At 28.7% G+C, this 18,181-nt stretch carries 20 protein-coding genes; 7 read left to right on the forward strand and 13 right to left on the reverse strand.

What is annotated here, in order from left to right; translation table 11 throughout:
* Position 1: 1 nt before the first annotated feature.
* The 9 genes from AVENP_RS01210 to rpsT form a co-directional block, all read right to left on the reverse strand.
* Positions 2–670, reverse strand: a complete 669-nt coding sequence (locus AVENP_RS01210) for a phosphate signaling complex PhoU family protein (protein WP_128358391.1) — start codon at positions 668–670, stop codon at positions 2–4.
* Complete coding sequence (pstB, locus tag AVENP_RS01215) at positions 670–1,443, reverse strand: phosphate ABC transporter ATP-binding protein PstB (RefSeq protein ID WP_128358392.1); 774 nt, start codon at positions 1,441–1,443, stop codon at positions 670–672. The genes AVENP_RS01210 and pstB overlap by 1 nt, the downstream gene beginning before the upstream one ends.
* A 15-nt stretch (positions 1,444–1,458) precedes the next feature.
* A complete protein-coding gene (pstA, locus tag AVENP_RS01220; RefSeq protein ID WP_172664183.1) occupies positions 1,459–2,646 on the reverse strand; it encodes a phosphate ABC transporter permease PstA in 1,188 nt (395 codons plus the stop codon).
* Complete coding sequence (gene pstC, locus AVENP_RS01225) at positions 2,643–3,572, reverse strand: phosphate ABC transporter permease subunit PstC (RefSeq protein ID WP_128358393.1); 930 nt, start codon at positions 3,570–3,572, stop codon at positions 2,643–2,645. The genes pstA and pstC overlap by 4 nt, the downstream gene beginning before the upstream one ends.
* Before the next feature lie 68 nt (positions 3,573–3,640).
* Positions 3,641–5,371, reverse strand: coding sequence for a GGDEF domain-containing protein (locus AVENP_RS01230; protein WP_128358394.1), 1,731 nt, complete (start codon positions 5,369–5,371; stop codon positions 3,641–3,643).
* A gap of 123 nt (positions 5,372–5,494) precedes the next feature.
* Positions 5,495–6,547 (reverse strand): substrate-binding domain-containing protein, encoded by a 1,053-nt coding sequence (locus AVENP_RS01235; RefSeq protein WP_128358395.1) that lies wholly within the window; start codon positions 6,545–6,547, stop codon positions 5,495–5,497.
* Between the two features lie 46 nt (positions 6,548–6,593).
* Entirely contained in the window at positions 6,594–6,788 is a 195-nt protein-coding gene (locus AVENP_RS01240) for a DUF1653 domain-containing protein (protein WP_128358396.1), read from the reverse strand.
* Between the two features lie 15 nt (positions 6,789–6,803).
* Positions 6,804–7,871 carry a peptide chain release factor 1 gene (gene prfA, locus AVENP_RS01245; RefSeq protein WP_128358397.1) on the reverse strand — a complete coding sequence of 356 codons (1,068 nt, stop codon included), beginning with the start codon at positions 7,869–7,871 and terminating at the stop codon, positions 6,804–6,806.
* A 3-nt stretch (positions 7,872–7,874) separates the two neighbouring features.
* Positions 7,875–8,135, reverse strand: a complete 261-nt coding sequence (gene rpsT / locus AVENP_RS01250; protein ID WP_128358398.1) for a 30S ribosomal protein S20 — start codon at positions 8,133–8,135, stop codon at positions 7,875–7,877.
* Between the two features lie 83 nt (positions 8,136–8,218).
* Here rpsT and glmM point away from each other — a divergent pair, with 83 nt between their 5' ends.
* From glmM to AVENP_RS01280, 6 genes are all read left to right on the forward strand, one after another.
* Complete coding sequence (glmM, locus tag AVENP_RS01255; protein ID WP_128358399.1) at positions 8,219–9,553, forward strand: phosphoglucosamine mutase; 1,335 nt, start codon at positions 8,219–8,221, stop codon at positions 9,551–9,553.
* Positions 9,550–10,023: a signal peptidase II gene (gene lspA, locus AVENP_RS01260; protein ID WP_128358400.1), complete on the forward strand. Its 474-nt coding sequence runs from the start codon at positions 9,550–9,552 to the stop codon at positions 10,021–10,023. The genes glmM and lspA overlap by 4 nt, the downstream gene beginning before the upstream one ends.
* A gap of 67 nt (positions 10,024–10,090) precedes the next feature.
* Complete coding sequence (locus tag AVENP_RS01265) at positions 10,091–11,371, forward strand: 3-isopropylmalate dehydratase large subunit (RefSeq protein WP_128358401.1); 1,281 nt, start codon at positions 10,091–10,093, stop codon at positions 11,369–11,371.
* A gap of 1 nt (position 11,372) precedes the next feature.
* Complete coding sequence (locus AVENP_RS01270; protein ID WP_128358402.1) at positions 11,373–11,963, forward strand: NTP transferase domain-containing protein; 591 nt, start codon at positions 11,373–11,375, stop codon at positions 11,961–11,963.
* Positions 11,964–12,048: 85 nt separating this feature from the next.
* The gene (locus AVENP_RS01275; RefSeq protein ID WP_128358403.1) at positions 12,049–13,518 is read left to right on the forward strand and encodes an NAD(P)/FAD-dependent oxidoreductase; all 1,470 of its coding nucleotides are present in this window, start codon (positions 12,049–12,051) and stop codon (positions 13,516–13,518) included.
* A 9-nt stretch (positions 13,519–13,527) separates the two neighbouring features.
* Complete coding sequence (locus AVENP_RS01280) at positions 13,528–14,328, forward strand: rhodanese-like domain-containing protein (protein WP_128358404.1); 801 nt, start codon at positions 13,528–13,530, stop codon at positions 14,326–14,328.
* 69 nt (positions 14,329–14,397) lie between these two features.
* Here AVENP_RS01280 and rplT read toward each other — a convergent pair whose 3' ends face one another.
* From rplT to thrS, 4 genes are all read right to left on the reverse strand, one after another.
* Positions 14,398–14,754, reverse strand: coding sequence for a 50S ribosomal protein L20 (gene rplT / locus AVENP_RS01285; RefSeq protein WP_128358405.1), 357 nt, complete (start codon positions 14,752–14,754; stop codon positions 14,398–14,400).
* 104 nt (positions 14,755–14,858) lie between these two features.
* On the reverse strand, positions 14,859–15,056 hold the full coding sequence (gene rpmI / locus AVENP_RS01290) for a 50S ribosomal protein L35 (RefSeq protein WP_128358406.1): 198 nt from the start codon (positions 15,054–15,056) through the stop codon (positions 14,859–14,861).
* A 158-nt stretch (positions 15,057–15,214) separates the two neighbouring features.
* Positions 15,215–15,706 (reverse strand): translation initiation factor IF-3, encoded by a 492-nt coding sequence (gene infC / locus AVENP_RS01295; RefSeq protein ID WP_204514122.1) that lies wholly within the window; start codon positions 15,704–15,706, stop codon positions 15,215–15,217.
* A 29-nt stretch (positions 15,707–15,735) separates the two neighbouring features.
* Positions 15,736–17,544, reverse strand: a complete 1,809-nt coding sequence (thrS, locus tag AVENP_RS01300) for a threonine--tRNA ligase (protein WP_128358408.1) — start codon at positions 17,542–17,544, stop codon at positions 15,736–15,738.
* Between the two features lie 149 nt (positions 17,545–17,693).
* Here thrS and AVENP_RS01305 point away from each other — a divergent pair, with 149 nt between their 5' ends.
* Entirely contained in the window at positions 17,694–18,170 is a 477-nt protein-coding gene (locus tag AVENP_RS01305; protein ID WP_228201852.1) for a hypothetical protein, read from the forward strand.
* Positions 18,171–18,181 lie beyond the last annotated feature (11 nt).

The raw sequence follows: 18,181 nt of genomic DNA on the forward strand, positions 1-18,181 counted from the left end.
ATTATGATTGTACCATATCTCCACCAACTTGAGCAAAGTGTAATAAGTTAGCAATAGACACAGCTCTATCAGCTATTTTTTCAAGTCTTCTTAAGGCACTTAATATGTCAAAATACTCTTTTGATAAATCTAAATTTTTTGAGATTAATTTTAAAATATTTTTTTCAATCATTAAATATAAATCATCAGTTTTACTCTCTTCAACCATAACTCTATGATATTTCTCTTCAATATGTTTTGCATTTGTTTCATCTAATATTGAAATTGATGTTTTTAATGATAAAAGAGCTGATTTTAACAATGGAATTGCATACTCCAAAATCATACTTGTATTTAAATCATCAGAATAAGATTTTTTAAACATTTTTGAAAAATCTTTTGTATTTGAACCTGTTCTTACTAACTCATTTGTAATTTTTAAATAAGAAACTAACTGTCTTAAATCTTTTGCTTCTGGCGAATATAAAGCTAAAGTGGTAACAATAATATTATCAATTTCATTTGATCTTACAAGAAGTTTCTTTTCAGTAATTTCCACATTTTTTAAATCATCAATCTTTTTGTCTTCTAATGCTCTTAAAGATAATTCTAACGAATCTATAACTTCAACACCAATCTTTGATATTTCATCTTTTACGCTTTGTAATTTTGCTTCATAAGGTTTTAACATTATCCAAATCTCCCTGTAATATAATCTTCTGTTTTTTTGTTGTTAGGATTAACAAAGATAGTCTCTGTTTCATCATATTCAATCAATTTTCCTAAATGGAAAAATGCTGTATAATCTGCAACTCGTGCTGCTTGTTGCATATTATGAGTTACGGTAATAATTGTATAGTCTTGTTTTAATTCAAGCATTAAAGCTTCAATCTTTTCTGTACTAATTGGATCAAGTGCACTTGTTGGCTCATCCATTAAAATAACTTCTGGTTTAATTGCGATGGTTCTTGCAATACATAGTCTTTGTTGCTGACCTCCTGAAAGTGAAGTTCCTGGTTGATTTAGTTTATCTTTTACTTCATTCCAAAGGCCAGATTTAATAAGCGAAGTTTCAACTAACTCATCACAATCTTTTCCTTTTCTCACAATTCCATGTTTTAAGGGTGCATAAGCCACGTTATCATAGATTGATTTTGGAAAAGGATTTGGTTGTTGAAATACCATCCCCACTCTTTTTCTAACACTAACTTCATCAACATCTCTATCATAAATATTTTTATTGTCAATTATTATCGAGCCATCAATTTTTACTATAGGAATTAAGTCATTCATTCTATTTATACATCTTAAAAAAGTAGATTTTCCACAACCAGAAGGTCCTATTAGTGCTGTGATTTTATTTTCATATAACTCTGCTGATATATCAAATAGTGCTTGATTTACTCCATAATATAGGTTTAGATTTTTTACATCAATTTTTGTTTTATTATTATTTTTTATCATTAGTATTTACCCTTATTACCATTTAACTTCAAATTTCTTTCTCAAATAAATAGCAACCGTATTTAGTGAGATTAATATTGTTAATAACACCATAATTCCAGCTGCTGTTTTTTCTATATAAGTACCTTCTGGCATTCCTGCCCAAGTAAATAATTGTGCTGGCATAACAGTTGCAGCTTGTGTAACCATTGTTGGTGCATCTGGAATAAAAGCTATCATTCCAATAATAATTAACGGAGCAGTTTCTCCCATCGCTTGTGCTAAACCAATAATAGAACCTGTTAATACTCCTGGAAATGCAAGTGGTAAAACATGGTCACGTGTTACTTGAATTTTATTTAACCCTAATCCATAACCAGCTTGTCTAATACTATCAGGAACAGCTCTTAAAGCTGCTCGTGAACTAACTATTATAATTGGCAATGTCATAAGTGCTAAAGTTAATCCACCTACAAGTGGAGAAGACCTTGGCATTCCAAAAAGATTAATAAAAATTGCAAGTCCTAAAAGACCAAATAAAATTGATGGAATTGCTGCTAGATTATTAATATTTATTTCAATAAATCTTGTAAATTTATTATCAGTTTCAAACTCTTCAAGATAAATTGCAGTCATTACGCCAATAGGAAAAGCAACTGCCATTGTAATTATCAAAGTAAGAACAGAACCTACCATTGCTGAATATAGACCTGCATATTCTGGAATTTTAGAATCGCCATTTGTAAAGAAAATAGTGTTGAATTTATTTTTGATTATACCTTGAGCGTATAATTCATCAACTAAAGTAGTCTCTTTATCTTTTAATTTATGATGGTGGTCTTTTAAATATTGATCAACTTGGTCATCTGCTAAAACCCACGTAGTTTGAGTTGTATCCATTAATTTTGGATTTTCTTTTATCATATTTGGGATATCTCTAAGCCATGCTCTTGATACAAGATTTCTATATTTTTTATCAATAGCAAATCTTGAATCTTCAATAGATTTTTCGTTATATGTAACCTCAAGTTGAATATATGCTGCTTTAAATGCTGGCAAACCTTTTCCTACAATATCAAAAAGAAAAAATGATAAAAATGCAATTGAAAATATTAATGAAGTTAAAGTAAACTTTTTAAATCTTCTTGCACTTGCATGTCTTTTTTTTAAGCTTGGATCGTAAAATGGATTATCTTGTTTGTTTTTCTTTTTTCTTTTAATCATAATGTATTCACTTTATATTTTTCTTTGAATTTTCTAATTAGTGATAGTGAAATCATATTTAGAATAAGTGTCACAATAAATAATACTAATCCTAATGCAAATGCTGAAAGAGTTTCAGGTGAATTAAACTCAAAATCTCCCACAAGTGAGTTAACAATGGTAACTGTAACTGTTGTCATATCTTCGAGTGGATTCCATGAAAGATTTGGTCGTAAACCTGCTGCCATTACAACAATCATTGTTTCCCCTAAAGCTTTTGAAAGTGCTAATAGTGAAGCTGAAATAATTCCTGGCATTGCAGATGGCAAAACAATATTTTTGATAGTTTCGCCATGTGTCATTCCCAATGCAAAAGCTGCTTTTCTTTGACTATCTGGAACTGCACGAATTACATCATCAGATAGTGATGAAATTACAGGAATAATCATAATTCCCATTACAATTCCTGAAGCAAGAGCAGAATTAAAGGTAGCTTCAATCCCAAAAAATTCAGCAATCCTTACAACAAATGGAGCAACTGTAATTGCTGCAAAAAAACCATAAACAACAGTTGGAATACCTGCTAGTACTTCAAGCATTGGCTTTAAATAATCTCTTAGATTTGCACTAGCATATTCACTCATGTAAATTGCACTTCCAAGACCAATTGGAATTGCAACTGTAAGTGCAATAAGTGTTATTATAAATGTTCCAGAAAAAATTGGTAATGCACCGAATTGACTGCCAATTACTCCTGGTGACCAGATAGTTCCTGAAATGAAATACCAAAAACTTCTTAATTTAAAAAATTCTATTGCTTCAAATAATATTGAAAATAGAATTCCAAATGTAGTTAAAATAGAAATTGCTGCTGCACAGATTAAAGCTATTTTAATTAATTTTTCATTTAATTCTCTTTGCTTTTTTCTTGAATCAAAAGTGTCCAATAATATTACCTTTATACTAAATATTATTGATATACTAAATAAAAATAGTTACACAATGGTTACAGTGGTTACAATATACTTGAAATAGGCTTTGCAGAACCCTTTGATGCTTTCTTTAAGACATTTAATGTTGAATCAAAATTATTTATATTTGATTTAGAATTTATCTCTATGATTGCAGATGAAACAGATAATAAGTTAAAACTTCTTTCAACATTAAATCTATCTTTTGCCATTATAAATCCATTTTCTTTATCTTTCTTCGAATATAAATTTTCCATTGAATTTTTAAATTCTATTTGAACATTATTTGTTAATTCAAAAACTTCTTCAAATTTATGGTCTCTTAATCCAACAAAAAAATCATCCCCGCCAATATGAGCAATAAAAGTATCTTTTGGATATCTTTTTTGTAAAAGCTCAGAGAAGACTAAAATAGCTCTATCTCCTAATCTAAAACCATAAATATCATTAAATGGTTTAAAATCATTAAAATCAAAATAGATAATATGTGTAATACTTTTTTGTATTTTTTTAAGAGTTTTTTCAATAAATTTCTCTATTTGATTATTCCCTGGCAATTTTGTAAGTGGATTTTGATTTGTGGCTATCTCAATATTTCTTTTATACGATAGAGTTAAAAGAGAGTTAAGATTGATAAAACCTCTATATTTGTTTGATTGGGTTATAAAAATTCCTAAAGAATCTTTTGAATTTAAGTTATACATTTCAAGTATTTTATCAATTCCCCAAGATATTTCAACTGATAATGCTGGTTTTAAATATTTTATTAAAGTTGATGAGAATGTTTTATTTTGTGCAAGTGATAATCCATATTGAGAATAAGAAATCTTTTTTATATCACTTTCATAAATAATTCCTAGAAAGTTATCATATTCATCAACAATTGGAACAAAATTATTTCTAGTTGATTCTTTAACATGAACAAATAACTCATATAAAGAGGTATTTACATTGAGTGCAACAATAGGTTCAATAAATTCTTCATCAATTGTGGTATTAGGACTATTCCTTTTATCTTCATTGATTAAAGTAACCATATTATTATAAATACTTTTTATTTCTTCAATCTCTATCGTTGGTTTTTGAACTAAAAATCCTTGAATAAAATCTGCACCTATATCTTTACATGTGTAAAACTCTTTCGCTGTTTCAACACCTTCTGCAATAACTTGCATTCCCATAATATGAGCCATTTCGATTATTGATGAACAAAAAAGTTTTTTCTTTGAATCTTGATCAATATTTGAAATAAAATATCTATCAAGTTTAATAATATGCGCTTCACTAAAATATAAAAGTTTTAAGCCTGAAACACCAATCCCAAAATCATCAATTGCAATTGTAAAACCTTCTTCTTTGTATCTTTGAATCATTGTAGATAGAGCATTTTGCTCAATAGATGTACCTTTTTCACTTAATTCAAAGCAGATATTGTTCTTATTTAGGTTATATTTTTTTAGGATTTTAGAGGTATTTCCCATTGAAAAGTTTTTATTATAAATTATTCTATTATCTAAATTATAAAATAATCGTAAATTATCAATTTCAATTTCAGAAAATCTTTGAATAGCTTTTTCTCTTAATTGCAAATCTAATTCATATAAATAATCATCATTGAAAGCCATGTTAAATAAATCATCAATTGCACTTAACCCAGGTATATTTTGAACATTTCTTATAAGTGCTTCAACTGCATAAATTTTACCCGTATGAGAGTAAATGATAGGTTGAAAAGCATAATCTAATTTTTCAATAATTTGATTCCAGTTTTGCATTGTTAACCTAAACTTAGTTTTATAATATCATTGCTAAGTTTTTATCTCTTTGTTCGCGTCAACAGATAAAAACTCAGCAATGATATTTTTTAAAAAAGAAGAGTTATCTTCTTTTTTAATTTGTTACTTTAGTTGCTCTAAAGTTAATTTTTCACTATTCATTACTTTTGCTCTTGCAGCATTTCTAACATCGCTTGGAAGAACAATAAGTCCTAATTCTGTTAAAACACCATTATTACCAATCATCTTTTCAGACATAAATAAGTTTGTGTATTCTTTTAAAGCAGGAACTTCTTTTGCATGTGCATTTTTAATATAAAAATACATAGATCTTGCAATTGGGTATTTAGCAGAAGAAATAGTATCAACTGTAGGAGTTACATTATCAATTGTTAATCCAACAACTTTGTCTTTGTTCTCTTCTAAGAAAGAGTAACCAAAGATCCCAATAGCAGCAGAATTTTTAGTTAATTTTTGAACAATTAAATTATCATTTTCACCAGATTCAATATAAACACCATCTGTTCTAATAACTGAATAAGCTTTATATTTTTTATTTGCAGTTTCATCAGCTTTGAATAAATCTGTATAAACTGGCATTTTTTCAAATACATGTTGTAATACTAACTCTTCAAAAGAGTCTCTCGTTCCTGATGATTTTGGTGGTCCATAAACAACGATTTCTCTTGAAGGTAAAGTTGCATCTATATCTGACCATTTTTTATAAGGATTTGCAATTAAAGATTTTCCATCTTTAGAAGGAACTTCTTCTGCAACTGCTAAAGCTAATTGAGCTTTTGTTACGTTAAATGTAGTAACTTTTGCATCTTGAGCAATTGCAATACCATCAAAACCAATAATAGCTTCAGTTATATCTGTTACACCATTTTCTTCACATAATTTGAATTCTTTATCTTTCATTCTTCTTGATGCATTCGAAATATCAGGTGTATTTAAATCAGCACCAGAACAAAATAGTTTCATTCCTCCACCAGTTCCAGTTGATTCAACAACAGGTGTTGGGAATTTTGTAGTTGCACCTAATTCTTCAGCAACTGAAGATGAAAAAGGATAAACTGTAGAAGAACCAACAATTTTAATTTGGTCCCTTGCACTTAAAGTAGTAGTTAACAATGCACTTGCGATTAATGCTATTGATGTTTTTTTGAAAGTCATTTTCTTCTCCACGTTTTATTTATGGCAGAAGTTTAATAACTATTGATTACATTTCGGTTACTTCTTTTTTGAATTTACTTTTAAATTCATCATAAGTTCTTACAAAAAGTTCTTCGCAATCATTTGGTTTGTAGATTACAGCTTTTGTCCAAACATCATTTTCTTGAATTTTACAAAAGTTTATAGTAGTGTAGGGTTTATTATTTTTGTAGTGTATATAAGTTTTATTTAGTTCTATCATAAAAAAACTAATGGATTATAATCCATTAGCTTCGATGAGTCTAGATTGATGATCAGCAATAAGAGGATCAATCACTTCATCAAACAGACCATCATTCATGATGTAATCAAGTCTATATAAAGTCAAGTTGATTCTATGATCACTGATTCTATTTTGTGGATAGTTATAAGTTCTAATTCTTCCACTTCTATCACCAGTACCAACTTGTTCTTTTCTTGTAGCACCTTCTGATTCCATTTTTTTGTGCATCTCTATATCATAAAGTTTTGCTTTTAAAACTTTCATAGCTCTATCTTTATTCTTATGTTGAGACTTCTGATCTTGATTTGTTACAACAATTCCAGATGGAATATGAGTGATTCTAACAGCCGAGTCTGTAGTATTTACAGATTGACCACCATTCCCACTGGCTCTCATAACATCAATTTTTAAATCATTTGGATTAATTTCTACTTCTACATCATCAACTTCAGGCATAACAGCAACTGTAATAGCTGATGTATGAACTCTTCCTTGAGATTCAGTTGCAGGAACTCTTTGTACTCTATGTGTACCACCCTCAAATTTTAATTTTGAGTAAACATGGTCACCTTTTATTAGAAATACAATCTCTTTGTACCCATGTGCTTCGCTTTCGCTAGAGCTCATGATTTCAACTTTCCAACCATTGTTTTCTGCATATCTTAAATAACCTCTAAAAAGATCACCTACAAAGATAGCAGCTTCATCACCACCTGTCCCAGCTCTTAACTCTAAATAGATATTTTTATCATCATTAGGGTCTTTCGGAATCATTAAAAATTTAATTTCATCTTCAAGTTTTGGTTTTCTTGTTTCTAATTCTTTGAGTTCTTCTTTTGCTAAATCTCCAAGTTCTGGATCATCAAGCATCATTTTGTTTTCATCAATGTCATCCATTAATTTAACATACTCACGAGCTTTAATAACAATAGGTTGCATATTTGACTGCTCTTTTGATAAATCAGTCATTCTTTTTATATCATTTGTAATATCTGGAGCCATTAATAAATTATTAATTTCTTCATATCTATTAATAAATGGTTGTAGTCTGCTTTTTAACATAAATTATATAGCGTTAACTTTTACTTGTAATCTACTAACTTTTCTAGCAGCAGTTTCTTTTTTAATAATACCTTTAGATACACAATGGTGTAAATATTTGTTAGCTGTTTTCATTGCGTCAACTGCTTTTTCTTTGTCTGCTGTTTCGATTGCAGATAATACATTTTTCGTTACATTCTTGATTCTAGTTTTATAAAATCTGTTTCTTTCTGTTTTAATTCTAGTTTGTCTAGCTCTTTTCTCAGAAGATTTGTGATTTGCCATTTTTTTTAACCTCTTTGTAAAAATTTTAAGGGTAGAATATTACCTAAAGTAACTTAAACAGAGTTTAATTTTAGGAAGATTTAATGAAACTATTCGGAACAGATGGCGTTAGAGGCAAAGCAGGTGATTTTTTAGATGCAATTACAGTACTAAAATTGGCAAAAGCTGCGGGTATATATTTTAGAAAACATTCAACTACTAAGAAAATTCTTGTAGGAAAAGACACAAGAAGAAGCGGTTATATGATTGAAAATGCACTTGTTAGTGGTTTAACAGCTGTTGGTTATGATGTAATTCAAATAGGACCAATGCCAACTCCTGCAATTGCATATTTAACAGAAAGTATGAGATGTGATGCTGGTATTATGATTAGTGCATCTCATAATCCTTTTGAAGATAATGGAATAAAGTTTTTTGATAATCATGGTAATAAATTAAATACAGATTGTGAAGAGGCAATAGAAGCAATTTTTAATGATAGTGAATTAATGCAAACTGAACAAGTAACTGGACGGAACATCGGTGCGTCAAAAAGAATTGATGATGTTATTGGAAGATATATTGTATCGATTAAAAGTTCATTTCCAAGAGATTTAAATTTAAGTGGTATGAGAATTGTCCTTGATTGTGCAAATGGAGCAGCTTATAAAGTTGGACCTACAATTTTGCAAGAATTAGGTGCAGATGTTATTGTTGTAAACAATAAACCAGATGGATTTAATATTAACGAAGATTGTGGGGCTATGCATCCTGAGCATATTGGTAAAATTGTAAGAGAATATAGAGCTGACATAGGCCTTGCTCTTGATGGTGATGCTGATAGATTAGTAATTATTGATGAAAAAGGTGAAGTAGTTGATGGAGATAACCTAATTGGTGCTTTATGTACTTTCTTAAAAGATGAGAAGCTTTTAAATACTAATGCTTGTGTAACAACAGTGATGTCAAATAAAGCTTTAGAAGATTATTTAGCTAAAAATGGGATTGAACTTTTTAGATCAGATGTTGGAGATAAACACGTTCTTGAAATAATGAAAGAAAAAAACATTAACTTTGGTGGTGAACAAAGTGGACATATTATTTTTTCTGATGTTGCAAAAACAGGTGATGGATTAGCTTCGGCACTTCAAGTATTAGCGCTAATTATAAAATCAGGTAAGAAAGCTAGTGAAGTATTAAATCCTTTTGAGTTATATCCTCAGATTTTACATAATATGAAAGTAGTTGAAAAAATTCCTTTAGATAAAATAAAAGGTTTAGAAGAGATTTTAAAACCAATTAGAGAAAAAGGAATGAGAGATTTGATTAGATATTCAGGAACTGAAAATAAAATTAGATTACTTCTTGAGGGAAAAAACAAAAAAGATGTTGATGATGCAATGGAAACTCTAAAATTATTTTTCAAAAAAGTATTATGAAAAGAGAGTTAAAGTTAAGCATAACTATTTTTGTAGTTGTATTTTTAATAGATCAAATTGTTAAATTCGGATTTGCAAATTTAGCTTGGGATGTAAATGGTCCTTATATGTCATTAAAACTGGCATATAATTATGGTGTTGCATTCTCAATGTTCGCATTTTTAGAGCATTATTTAAAATATATACAATTAGTTCTTGTTTTATTAGGAACATTATATTTATTTAAAAACCCAAATGTTTTTAAAGAGTATTATATTCCAACTGCTTTATTGTATGCAGGCGGTTTATCTAATATTTTAGATAGATTTACTTATGGTGGAGTTGTTGATTATTTTTATTGGCATCATTGGTTTGAATTTGCAATTTTTAATATAGCAGATGTTATGATAGATTTAGCCGTTGTAATAATTATTTTTAAACAAATTAAACAATCTCGTGAAGAAAAAAAGCAAAATGAGATTAAATCTTAGAGTTTTGTAGCTTAAAATAAATTTAGCTATAATCCAACAAATTTTAGAAAATGACAGGAAAATTGATATGGGTCAAACAATAACAGAAAAAATTTTTAGTGAGCATGTAGGTCATAAAGTATATGCAGGAGAGATTGTAAGAAGTCCAATTGATATGGTAATTGGAAATGATATTACAACTCCAATTTCTATCAAAGCATTTGAAGATGGTGGTTTTGAAAAATTAGTAAATCCTGAAGGTTTTGCTATTGTTCTTGACCACTTCATTCCTGCAAAAGATATAGCTTCTGCAAATCAAGCAAAAATCTCTAGAGATTTTGCAATGAAACATGATTTAAAATATTTCTTTGATGAAAAAGACATGGGAATTGAACATGCACTTTTACCTGAAAAAGGTTTAGTATTACCAGGTGATGTAATTATTGGTGCAGATTCACATACATGTACACATGGTGCACTTGGTGCATTTTCAACAGGTATGGGTTCAACTGATATTTCATTTGGAATGATTACTGGTGGGAATTGGTTTAAAGTTCCTGAGTCAATCAAAGTTATCTTTAAAGGTAAACCAGGTTCTTATGTAACAGGTAAAGATTTGATTTTAGAAATTATTAGAATCCTTGGTGTTGATGGAGCTTTATATAAAGCTTTAGAGTTCACTGGTGATACAATTCAATACTTATCAATGGATGATAGATTTTCATTATGTAATATGGCTATTGAAGCTGGTGCTAAAAATGGAATTGTTGCATACGATGATGTTACAAAAGAATTCTTAGATAAAACAGCAGAGTTAAATGGTGGATTAAGAGCAGAGCCAAAAATTCATTATTCTGATGAAAATGCAAAATATTGTCAAGTAATTGAAATTGATGTTGAAGCTTTAAATCCAGTAATTGCATATCCATTTTTACCATCAAATGGTCACTCAGTAAATCAAGCGGTTATTGATAATATTAGAGTTGATCAAGTATTTATTGGAAGCTGTACAAATGGAAGATTATCAGATTTTAAAGTTGCAGCTGAAATTTTAAAAGATAAAAAAGTTGCACGTCATGTAAGACTTATTGTAACACCAGGAACTCAAAAAATCTTAAGAGATGCGCAAAAAGCTGGATATATTGATATTTTAGTTGATGCAGGTGCAGTTGTATCAAATCCTACATGCGGAGCATGTTTAGGTGGATATATGGGAATTCTTGGTGATGGAGAAGTTTGTATTTCTACAACTAATAGAAACTTTGTTGGAAGAATGGGTTCAAGAAGCTCAAAAATTTATTTAGCAAATAGTGCAGTTGCAGCTGCATCTGCAATTTCTGGATATATAACAGATCCAAGAAGTTTATAAAATGATTACTCCTTTTGAAATTACATGTGTAATTTTAAGTGGAGGCAAAAGCTCACGAATGGAAGAAGATAAATCTCTTCTTCCCTTTGCTTCAAAAACTTTAATACAATATCAATATGAGAGATTAAAACCATACTTTAAAGATGTTTACATTTCATCAAAAGTTGATAAATTTGATTTTTTAGATAAAAAATATCTAATAATTGATGAAAATAAAGAAGTTTTTTCTCCAATATTAGCATTAGATACAATTTTCAAAATTTTTCAAAATCAAAAAATATTTATAATAACTGTTGACTCTCCTTTTGTCTCAATTGAAACAATATCTAAATTAATTTATGAATCAAAAGATTGTGATATTTGTATTGCCCAAACTGAGAAAACACATAATTTATGTGGAATATTTTCTTCGAATATAAGTATAAGTATTAAAACTATGATTTCAAACCATATACATAAAGTTTTTTATTTAATAAAAAATAATAAATTTAAAATTATACAATTTCATAATAATGGAGAGTTTACAAATATAAATAATAAAAATGACTATAAAGAAGCATTAAATAATATAATCTTACCTTATAATAGATAAATAAATAAATATTTTTATATAAGTCAGTTATTATATTTGTTTTGTTATTCTTAGTAATAATATAAATAAGATCAAGGAAACTAAAATGGTAAAGAATGAACTAGACAAAGCTTTAGAACTAGTTGATTGTGAAATAAAAAAAAGTGGAATTTCAAGAAGAGAAGCTTTCAAATTGGCAGGAATGGGCTCAGCTGCCTATTTATTTGGAGGTGGAAGTGAAGCAGAAGCTGCTACTGAAGTAAAAGCTAGTGATGCTGTTGGAAAAATTTTAATTATTGGAGGAGGATTAGCAGGTATTTCAACTGCTGCTAGATTAGCAAATACTTTATCTAATCCTGATATTACAATAGTTGAACCAAATCCAAAATCTGTGTGTTATCAACCAGGAACAACACTAGTAGCTTCTGGAATCTATACAAAAGCTGATATTGATTATGACACAAAAGATTTTTTACCAAAAGGTGTAACTCTTTTAAAAGATAGAGCGATTGATTTTAATCCTGATGCGAATAAAGTTGCTTTAGAATCAGGAGATACTTTAACTTATGATTTTTTGATTATTGCTGCAGGAATAACATTAGATTATGGAGCAATTAAAGGGTTAGAAGAAGTAGGTGATGCTTATACAGCAGGTGATGCTTCTAAAATATTAAAAGTTTTTAAAGATACAGGTGTAACCTCAGTTTATAATATTGATTCATCAGTTGCTATGTGGGAACAAATGCAAAAGTTTGTACAAAAAGCAAAAGATGGTCAAAAAGTAAATGGTGTATTCACTGACCCTAATACTGCAATCAAATGTGGAGGGGCTCCTAAAAAAGTTATGTATCTTACAAATGCTAGATTAAATGAAGCAAATGCAAGAGCAAATGCAGATTTATCATTTTATACAGATTCTGGAAAATTATTTGGCGTAAAAGAGTATGCAGATGCAATTGAAAAACAGTTTATTGCAAGAGATATGAAGTGGAATTTTAATCATAATTTAACTGGAGTTGATTTTACAAAAAAAATAGCAACATTTGATAAGCATTGGCAAGAAAAAGGTGAATATGATAAAGATTTAGAAGAATATGAAACAGTAACTAAGCATGCTAATATTGATGTTGCTTTTGATTTTTTACATATTACTCCTCCTCAAAAAGCTCCAAACGAAATAGCAAATTCTGCAGTTGGTTCTGCAAAGGGTTGGGTTCCTGTTAATAAAGAAACATTACAACATGTTAAATATAATAATATTTTCTCATTAGGTGATATTGCAGCTGTTCCTATGGGTAAAACAGGTGGTTCAGTTAGAAAACAGTATAAAGTGCTAGTTGATAACTTAATATCTATTATGGAAGGTAAAGAGCCTAGTTCGAAATATGAAGGATATACTGTTTGCCCATTAATTACTGATATTGGTAAAGTAATGTTAGCAGAATTTGATTGGACGGCAAAACCAACTCCATCATTTCCACTTGATCCAACTCAGGAGAGATACATTTGGTGGTTATTGAAAGTTTATTTACTAAAACCAATGACACAATATGGAATGTTAAGTGGCAAAGCATAAAGGTATATTTTGCTAAAAAAGTTATTGATTTTTTTTAATATTGAAATATTAATTTTTATATTTATAGGAACATCAAGTTTTGCATCAGAAATTGATAATATGTCAATTTCTGAAAAGAAAGTTTTAGAATTAGTTCAGGAAAATCAATTAAAACAAGTTGACTTTAATTATGTAAAAAAAGTTATAAAGCAGGGAAGTAGAACTACAGTAGATGCAATTTTAATTGATGTGAGACCTGAGATCAAATATCAAAAAGGAACAATTCCTACAAGCATAAATATTCCTGATACAAAGTTTGAAGAATATTTTCCTTTATTAAAAAATATTCCACTTGATAAAGAATTAATAGTTTATTGTGCAAGTTCTACTTGTACAAAAAATATAGTTATTGCTGAAAAACTAAAAGGAAAAGGTTTTACAAATATAAACGTTTATTTAGGTGGAGAATCTGAATGGAAGGATTTAAGTTATCTTGAAATTGATACCTCAGTAATAAAAATTTTTCAAGAAAAGAATAGTGCTTTAATTGTGGATGTAAGATTATATTCAAAATTTTTACAAGAAACAATACTTGGTGCAATTTCAATTCCAGATAATAATTTTAATAAATTAATAGGGAGATTTCCTATTAATAAAAATGAAAAAATTGTTCTTTTTTGTGAAGGACATAGTTGTGAAAAATCACATAATATTGCAAATAAATTAGTATCATTAGATTATAAAGAAGTAATGGTGTATTCAGCAGGGTTTGAAACTTGGAAAAATGAGTCTTTACCAACTACTAGGTTAAGTATTGAAACAAAAAAATAGTAAATAAAAAATTGAGTAAAAAAAAGGGTTAGAAGAAAATCTTCTAACCCTTTTTTAGTGTTTGCAAATTTATTTTAGTGCAGATTTAGCAGTTACTACTAAAGATGCAAATGCAGCAGAATCATTCATAGCCATATCAGCTAAGATTTTTCTATCAAATTCTAAACCAGATAATTTTAATCCGTTCATAAATCTTGAGTAGTTAATATCATTTAATCTACAAGCTGCATTGATTCTTATAATCCATAGTTTTCTAATATCTCTTTTTTTCTGTCTTCTATCTCTAAAAGCATAAACTAAAGATCTTTCTAATTGTTCTTTAGCTTTTCTAAAGTGTTTTCTTCTACCACTGAAGAAACCTCTAGCAGCTTTTAATACTTTCTTGTGTCTTCTTCTTCTTACAACACCAGTTTTAACTCTAGGCATATATATTTCCTTTCTTTACCATTATTTTTAAATAAGGTGTCAGCTATTGCTGAACTTTTCCATCATTTGATGGAGGGACAAAAATTACTTTTTTATAAAAGTAATTACGCTTTACACAACGCTATAAGAATTCTACCAGCATCAGTACTATGTACAGTTTTTGGTCCTCTTAAGTTTCTTTTTCTTTTTTGTGTCATTTTAGTTAAGATATGGCTTCTAAAAGCTGATCCTCTTTTAATTGACCCGTTTTTCTTCACTTTAAATCTTTTTAAAGCGCCACTAACTGTTTTCATTTTTGGCATTGAAGAATCCTCCTTATAAATTTGCAATTTCATTTAAACATGAAAAAGTTTTGGATTATACTTAAAATCAACTTATTTTAAGTTTAAAAAAATAGGATTTATATTCTGAATAAAAGAAAAGAAGAGAAAAACTCTTCTTTTAATTTGGAGTAAAATTTTTAGTTTTTTGGAAGAGCCATCATATTAACGTATCTTCCCTCAAGTTTAGGTTCTTTGTCCATTACCGCAATATCTTCAATCATTGGCCATATTTTATTTAAAACATCAACCCCAGATTGAGGATTAGCCATTTCTCTACCTTTTAAGAAAACTCTAAATTTAACATGATTTCCCTCTTCAATGAATTCTCTTGCATGTTTAACTTTATAGTTAATATCATTTTCAGCAATTTTAACAGATAATTTAATCTCTTTAACAACAATTACTTTTTGATTTTTTTTAGCTTCTTTTTTCTTTTTTTCTTGTTGGTATCTAAATTTACCATAATCCATGATTTTTGCAACAGGAGGTTTACCATCTGGAGCAATTAAAACTAAGTCTAAACCTAAGCTATCGGCAGTTTGAAGCGCTTCAGCTGTGCTAATTATCCCATAATTAGTACCATCATCACCTGTACATCTCACTTCTTTTACTGTAATCATTTCATTCATGATTACATCGTCTTTTCTTTTGTCTTTACTCAAATTTTGCTCCCGCTTATTATTTCATTTAGCATTGATATAAACTCATCTTTGCTCATATTTGATTGTTCTCTAGTTCTTCTATTTCTTAAAGCAACAGATTTATTAGCAACTTCTTCATCTCCAATAACAACTATCATTGGAACTCTTTGTTTCTCTGCCATTCTAATTCTTTTATTTAAACTTTCATTCATATCAAAGATTTTTGAATCCATGTCATTTTCTTGTAATTCTCTTTGTAATTCTTTTGCATATTCAACATGAGTATCAGCAATTGGTACAAAAATAACTTGAGTTGGTGCAATTGCAAATGGAAATTCACCTGCACAATGTTCTGTTAGAATTCCAATAAATCTTTCAAAAGAACCTAATATTGCTCTATGAATCATTACTGGTTGTTCTTTTTCCCCTTTTTCATTGATAAATTCTGCATTAAATCTAGAAGGTAAGTTCATATCAACTTGAACAGTTCCACATTGCCATTTTCTTCCAATTGCATCTAAGATTTTAATGTCGATTTTTGGACCATAAAATGCTCCTCCACCCTCATCAATACCATAAGAAATATTTTTCTCATTTAGTGCATCCATGATACCAGCAGTTGTTTTTTCCCAGAAAATATCATCACCAATTGCTTTTTCTGGTTTTGTAGATACTTCAATCTCATATTTGAAGTCAAACATTTTAAGTAATGAATCTACAAATTCAAGAACTTCAAATATTACTTGTTTTATTTGATCTTGTGTACAAAAAATATGTGAATCATCTTGAGTAAACTCTCTAACTCTAAATAATCCATGCATAGCTCCTGACATTTCATGTCTATGAACAACCCCATATTCGAAAAGTTTTTTTGGTAAATCTTTATATGAAACTAAATTATTTTTAAAGATTTGAATATGACCAACACAGTTCATTGGTTTAATACCATATTCTTGATCATCAATAGTAGTAAAATACATATTCTCTTTATAATTTGCATAGTGACCAGAGATTTTCCACATTTCTGCTTTTAAAATTTCTGGACCACGAACTGGTTCATAACCTCTAATTCTATGTGCTTTATATAAAAGATGTTCAAGTTTACTTCTTAATCTTGCTCCATTTGGTAACCACATTGGAAGTCCTGCTCCCACATCATCATTAAATGTGAAAAGTTCTAATTCCGTACCTAGTTTTCTGTGGTCTCTTTTTTTAGCTTCTTCAATCATTTTTGTATAATCAAATAATGCTTGTTTATCGAAAAATGCAATACCATAAATTCTAGTAATCATCTCATTCTTTTCATCACCACCAAGATAAGCACCAGCCACTCTTGTTAATTTGAAACTTCTAATCATTCTAGTATTTGGTAAGTGAGGACCTCTACATAAATCTTCAAAATCACCTTGTTTATAAATCGTTAGGGTATCATCTTTGATATTTTTAAGAACAGCTTGTTTTAATTCATCATTCTTGAATTTTTCGAAAAACTCTTCTTTTGTAGTTTCGTGTCGGGTAATCGGAAGTTTTCTATCTGCGATTTCTTTCATTTTCTTTTCAATAGTGGGTAAATCCTCATCTGAGATTTTACTTTCTACTTTAAAGTCATAGTAAAAACCTTCTTTTACAACAGGTCCAACGAAGAATTTTGCTTCAGGATAAAGTTCTTTGATAGCTTGAGCCATCATGTGAGCACAAGAGTGTCTTAAAATATCTAAAGATTCTTTTGAATCATCAGCTTTAATCTCTTCTCCTTGGATATTTAAAGCCAGAGCAGTTTGAAGGTCGTAGATTTGACCATCTTTTAATATACCAATAGGTTCCAATAAATTCCTTTTTTTCTTAATTATTTATTAAATTACGTTTATTTTACCTCAAACTGACTTAAACTTAATGAGATATAACTTAATTTAGTAAATTTTCGTTACAATTAAGCATGATTTTAAACGTATCAAAAATAAAAACAGAAAGTATATTGTTATTTTGTAAAGACTTAATTCTATCTTATAAAGATGGAATAGACTTAGACAAATATGTTATGGATAAAGAAGTTATTACTAAATTTAATAATATTGGGAATGATATGTTAAAGCAGATTTCTAATGTAACATTATCTCCAAACTACTATTTATTAAATAGAAAACATTATAAAATAAAAGCTATTTTAGATGGATATAATTTTATAAATACTGAAATATCAAAAAATTTAAAACAAAATGAAGAGTTTAACCCTTCGATGCTTTATTTCTCTCTTCTTGCTCTTTGGTTTAAAGAGTTAAATAAAGAATCAAAATCAAAAGAGTATATTTATTTTATTATTTATCCATATGCAAATGTTTATGATAATCTTTTAATAGAGATAAAAGATAAAGAGTTTAGAAAGTTGAATATTAAAATGATTGAACTTGCTGAAAAAGTTATATATAAATTTGATAAATACAATTTTAACTAGAAAGTATAAAA

The organism is Arcobacter venerupis, assembly GCF_013201665.1.
Classification (GTDB): domain Bacteria; phylum Campylobacterota; class Campylobacteria; order Campylobacterales; family Arcobacteraceae; genus Aliarcobacter; species Aliarcobacter venerupis.

Bases quoted from the DNA above. Each gene is read 5' to 3' on its own strand.
- AVENP_RS01210 (WP_128358391.1), bottom strand. From the start codon at position 670: ATGTTAAAACCTTATGAAGCAAAATTACAAAGCGTAAAAGATGAAATA.
- pstB (WP_128358392.1), bottom strand. From the start codon at position 1,443: ATGATAAAAAATAATAATAAAACAAAAATTGATGTAAAAAATCTAAAC.
- pstA (WP_172664183.1), bottom strand. From the start codon at position 2,646: ATGATTAAAAGAAAAAAGAAAAACAAACAAGATAATCCATTTTACGAT.
- AVENP_RS01230 (WP_128358394.1), bottom strand. From the start codon at position 5,371: ATGCAAAACTGGAATCAAATTATTGAAAAATTAGATTATGCTTTTCAA.
- AVENP_RS01235 (WP_128358395.1), bottom strand. From the start codon at position 6,547: ATGACTTTCAAAAAAACATCAATAGCATTAATCGCAAGTGCATTGTTA.
- AVENP_RS01240 (WP_128358396.1), bottom strand. From the start codon at position 6,788: ATGATAGAACTAAATAAAACTTATATACACTACAAAAATAATAAACCC.
- prfA (WP_128358397.1), bottom strand. From the start codon at position 7,871: ATGTTAAAAAGCAGACTACAACCATTTATTAATAGATATGAAGAAATT.
- rpsT (WP_128358398.1), bottom strand. From the start codon at position 8,135: ATGGCAAATCACAAATCTTCTGAGAAAAGAGCTAGACAAACTAGAATT.
- glmM (WP_128358399.1), top strand. From the start codon at position 8,219: ATGAAACTATTCGGAACAGATGGCGTTAGAGGCAAAGCAGGTGATTTT.
- lspA (WP_128358400.1), top strand. From the start codon at position 9,550: ATGAAAAGAGAGTTAAAGTTAAGCATAACTATTTTTGTAGTTGTATTT.
- AVENP_RS01265 (WP_128358401.1), top strand. From the start codon at position 10,091: ATGGGTCAAACAATAACAGAAAAAATTTTTAGTGAGCATGTAGGTCAT.
- AVENP_RS01270 (WP_128358402.1), top strand. From the start codon at position 11,373: ATGATTACTCCTTTTGAAATTACATGTGTAATTTTAAGTGGAGGCAAA.
- AVENP_RS01275 (WP_128358403.1), top strand. From the start codon at position 12,049: ATGGTAAAGAATGAACTAGACAAAGCTTTAGAACTAGTTGATTGTGAA.
- rplT (WP_128358405.1), bottom strand. From the start codon at position 14,754: ATGCCTAGAGTTAAAACTGGTGTTGTAAGAAGAAGAAGACACAAGAAA.
- rpmI (WP_128358406.1), bottom strand. From the start codon at position 15,056: ATGCCAAAAATGAAAACAGTTAGTGGCGCTTTAAAAAGATTTAAAGTG.
- infC (WP_204514122.1), bottom strand. From the start codon at position 15,706: ATGAATGAAATGATTACAGTAAAAGAAGTGAGATGTACAGGTGATGAT.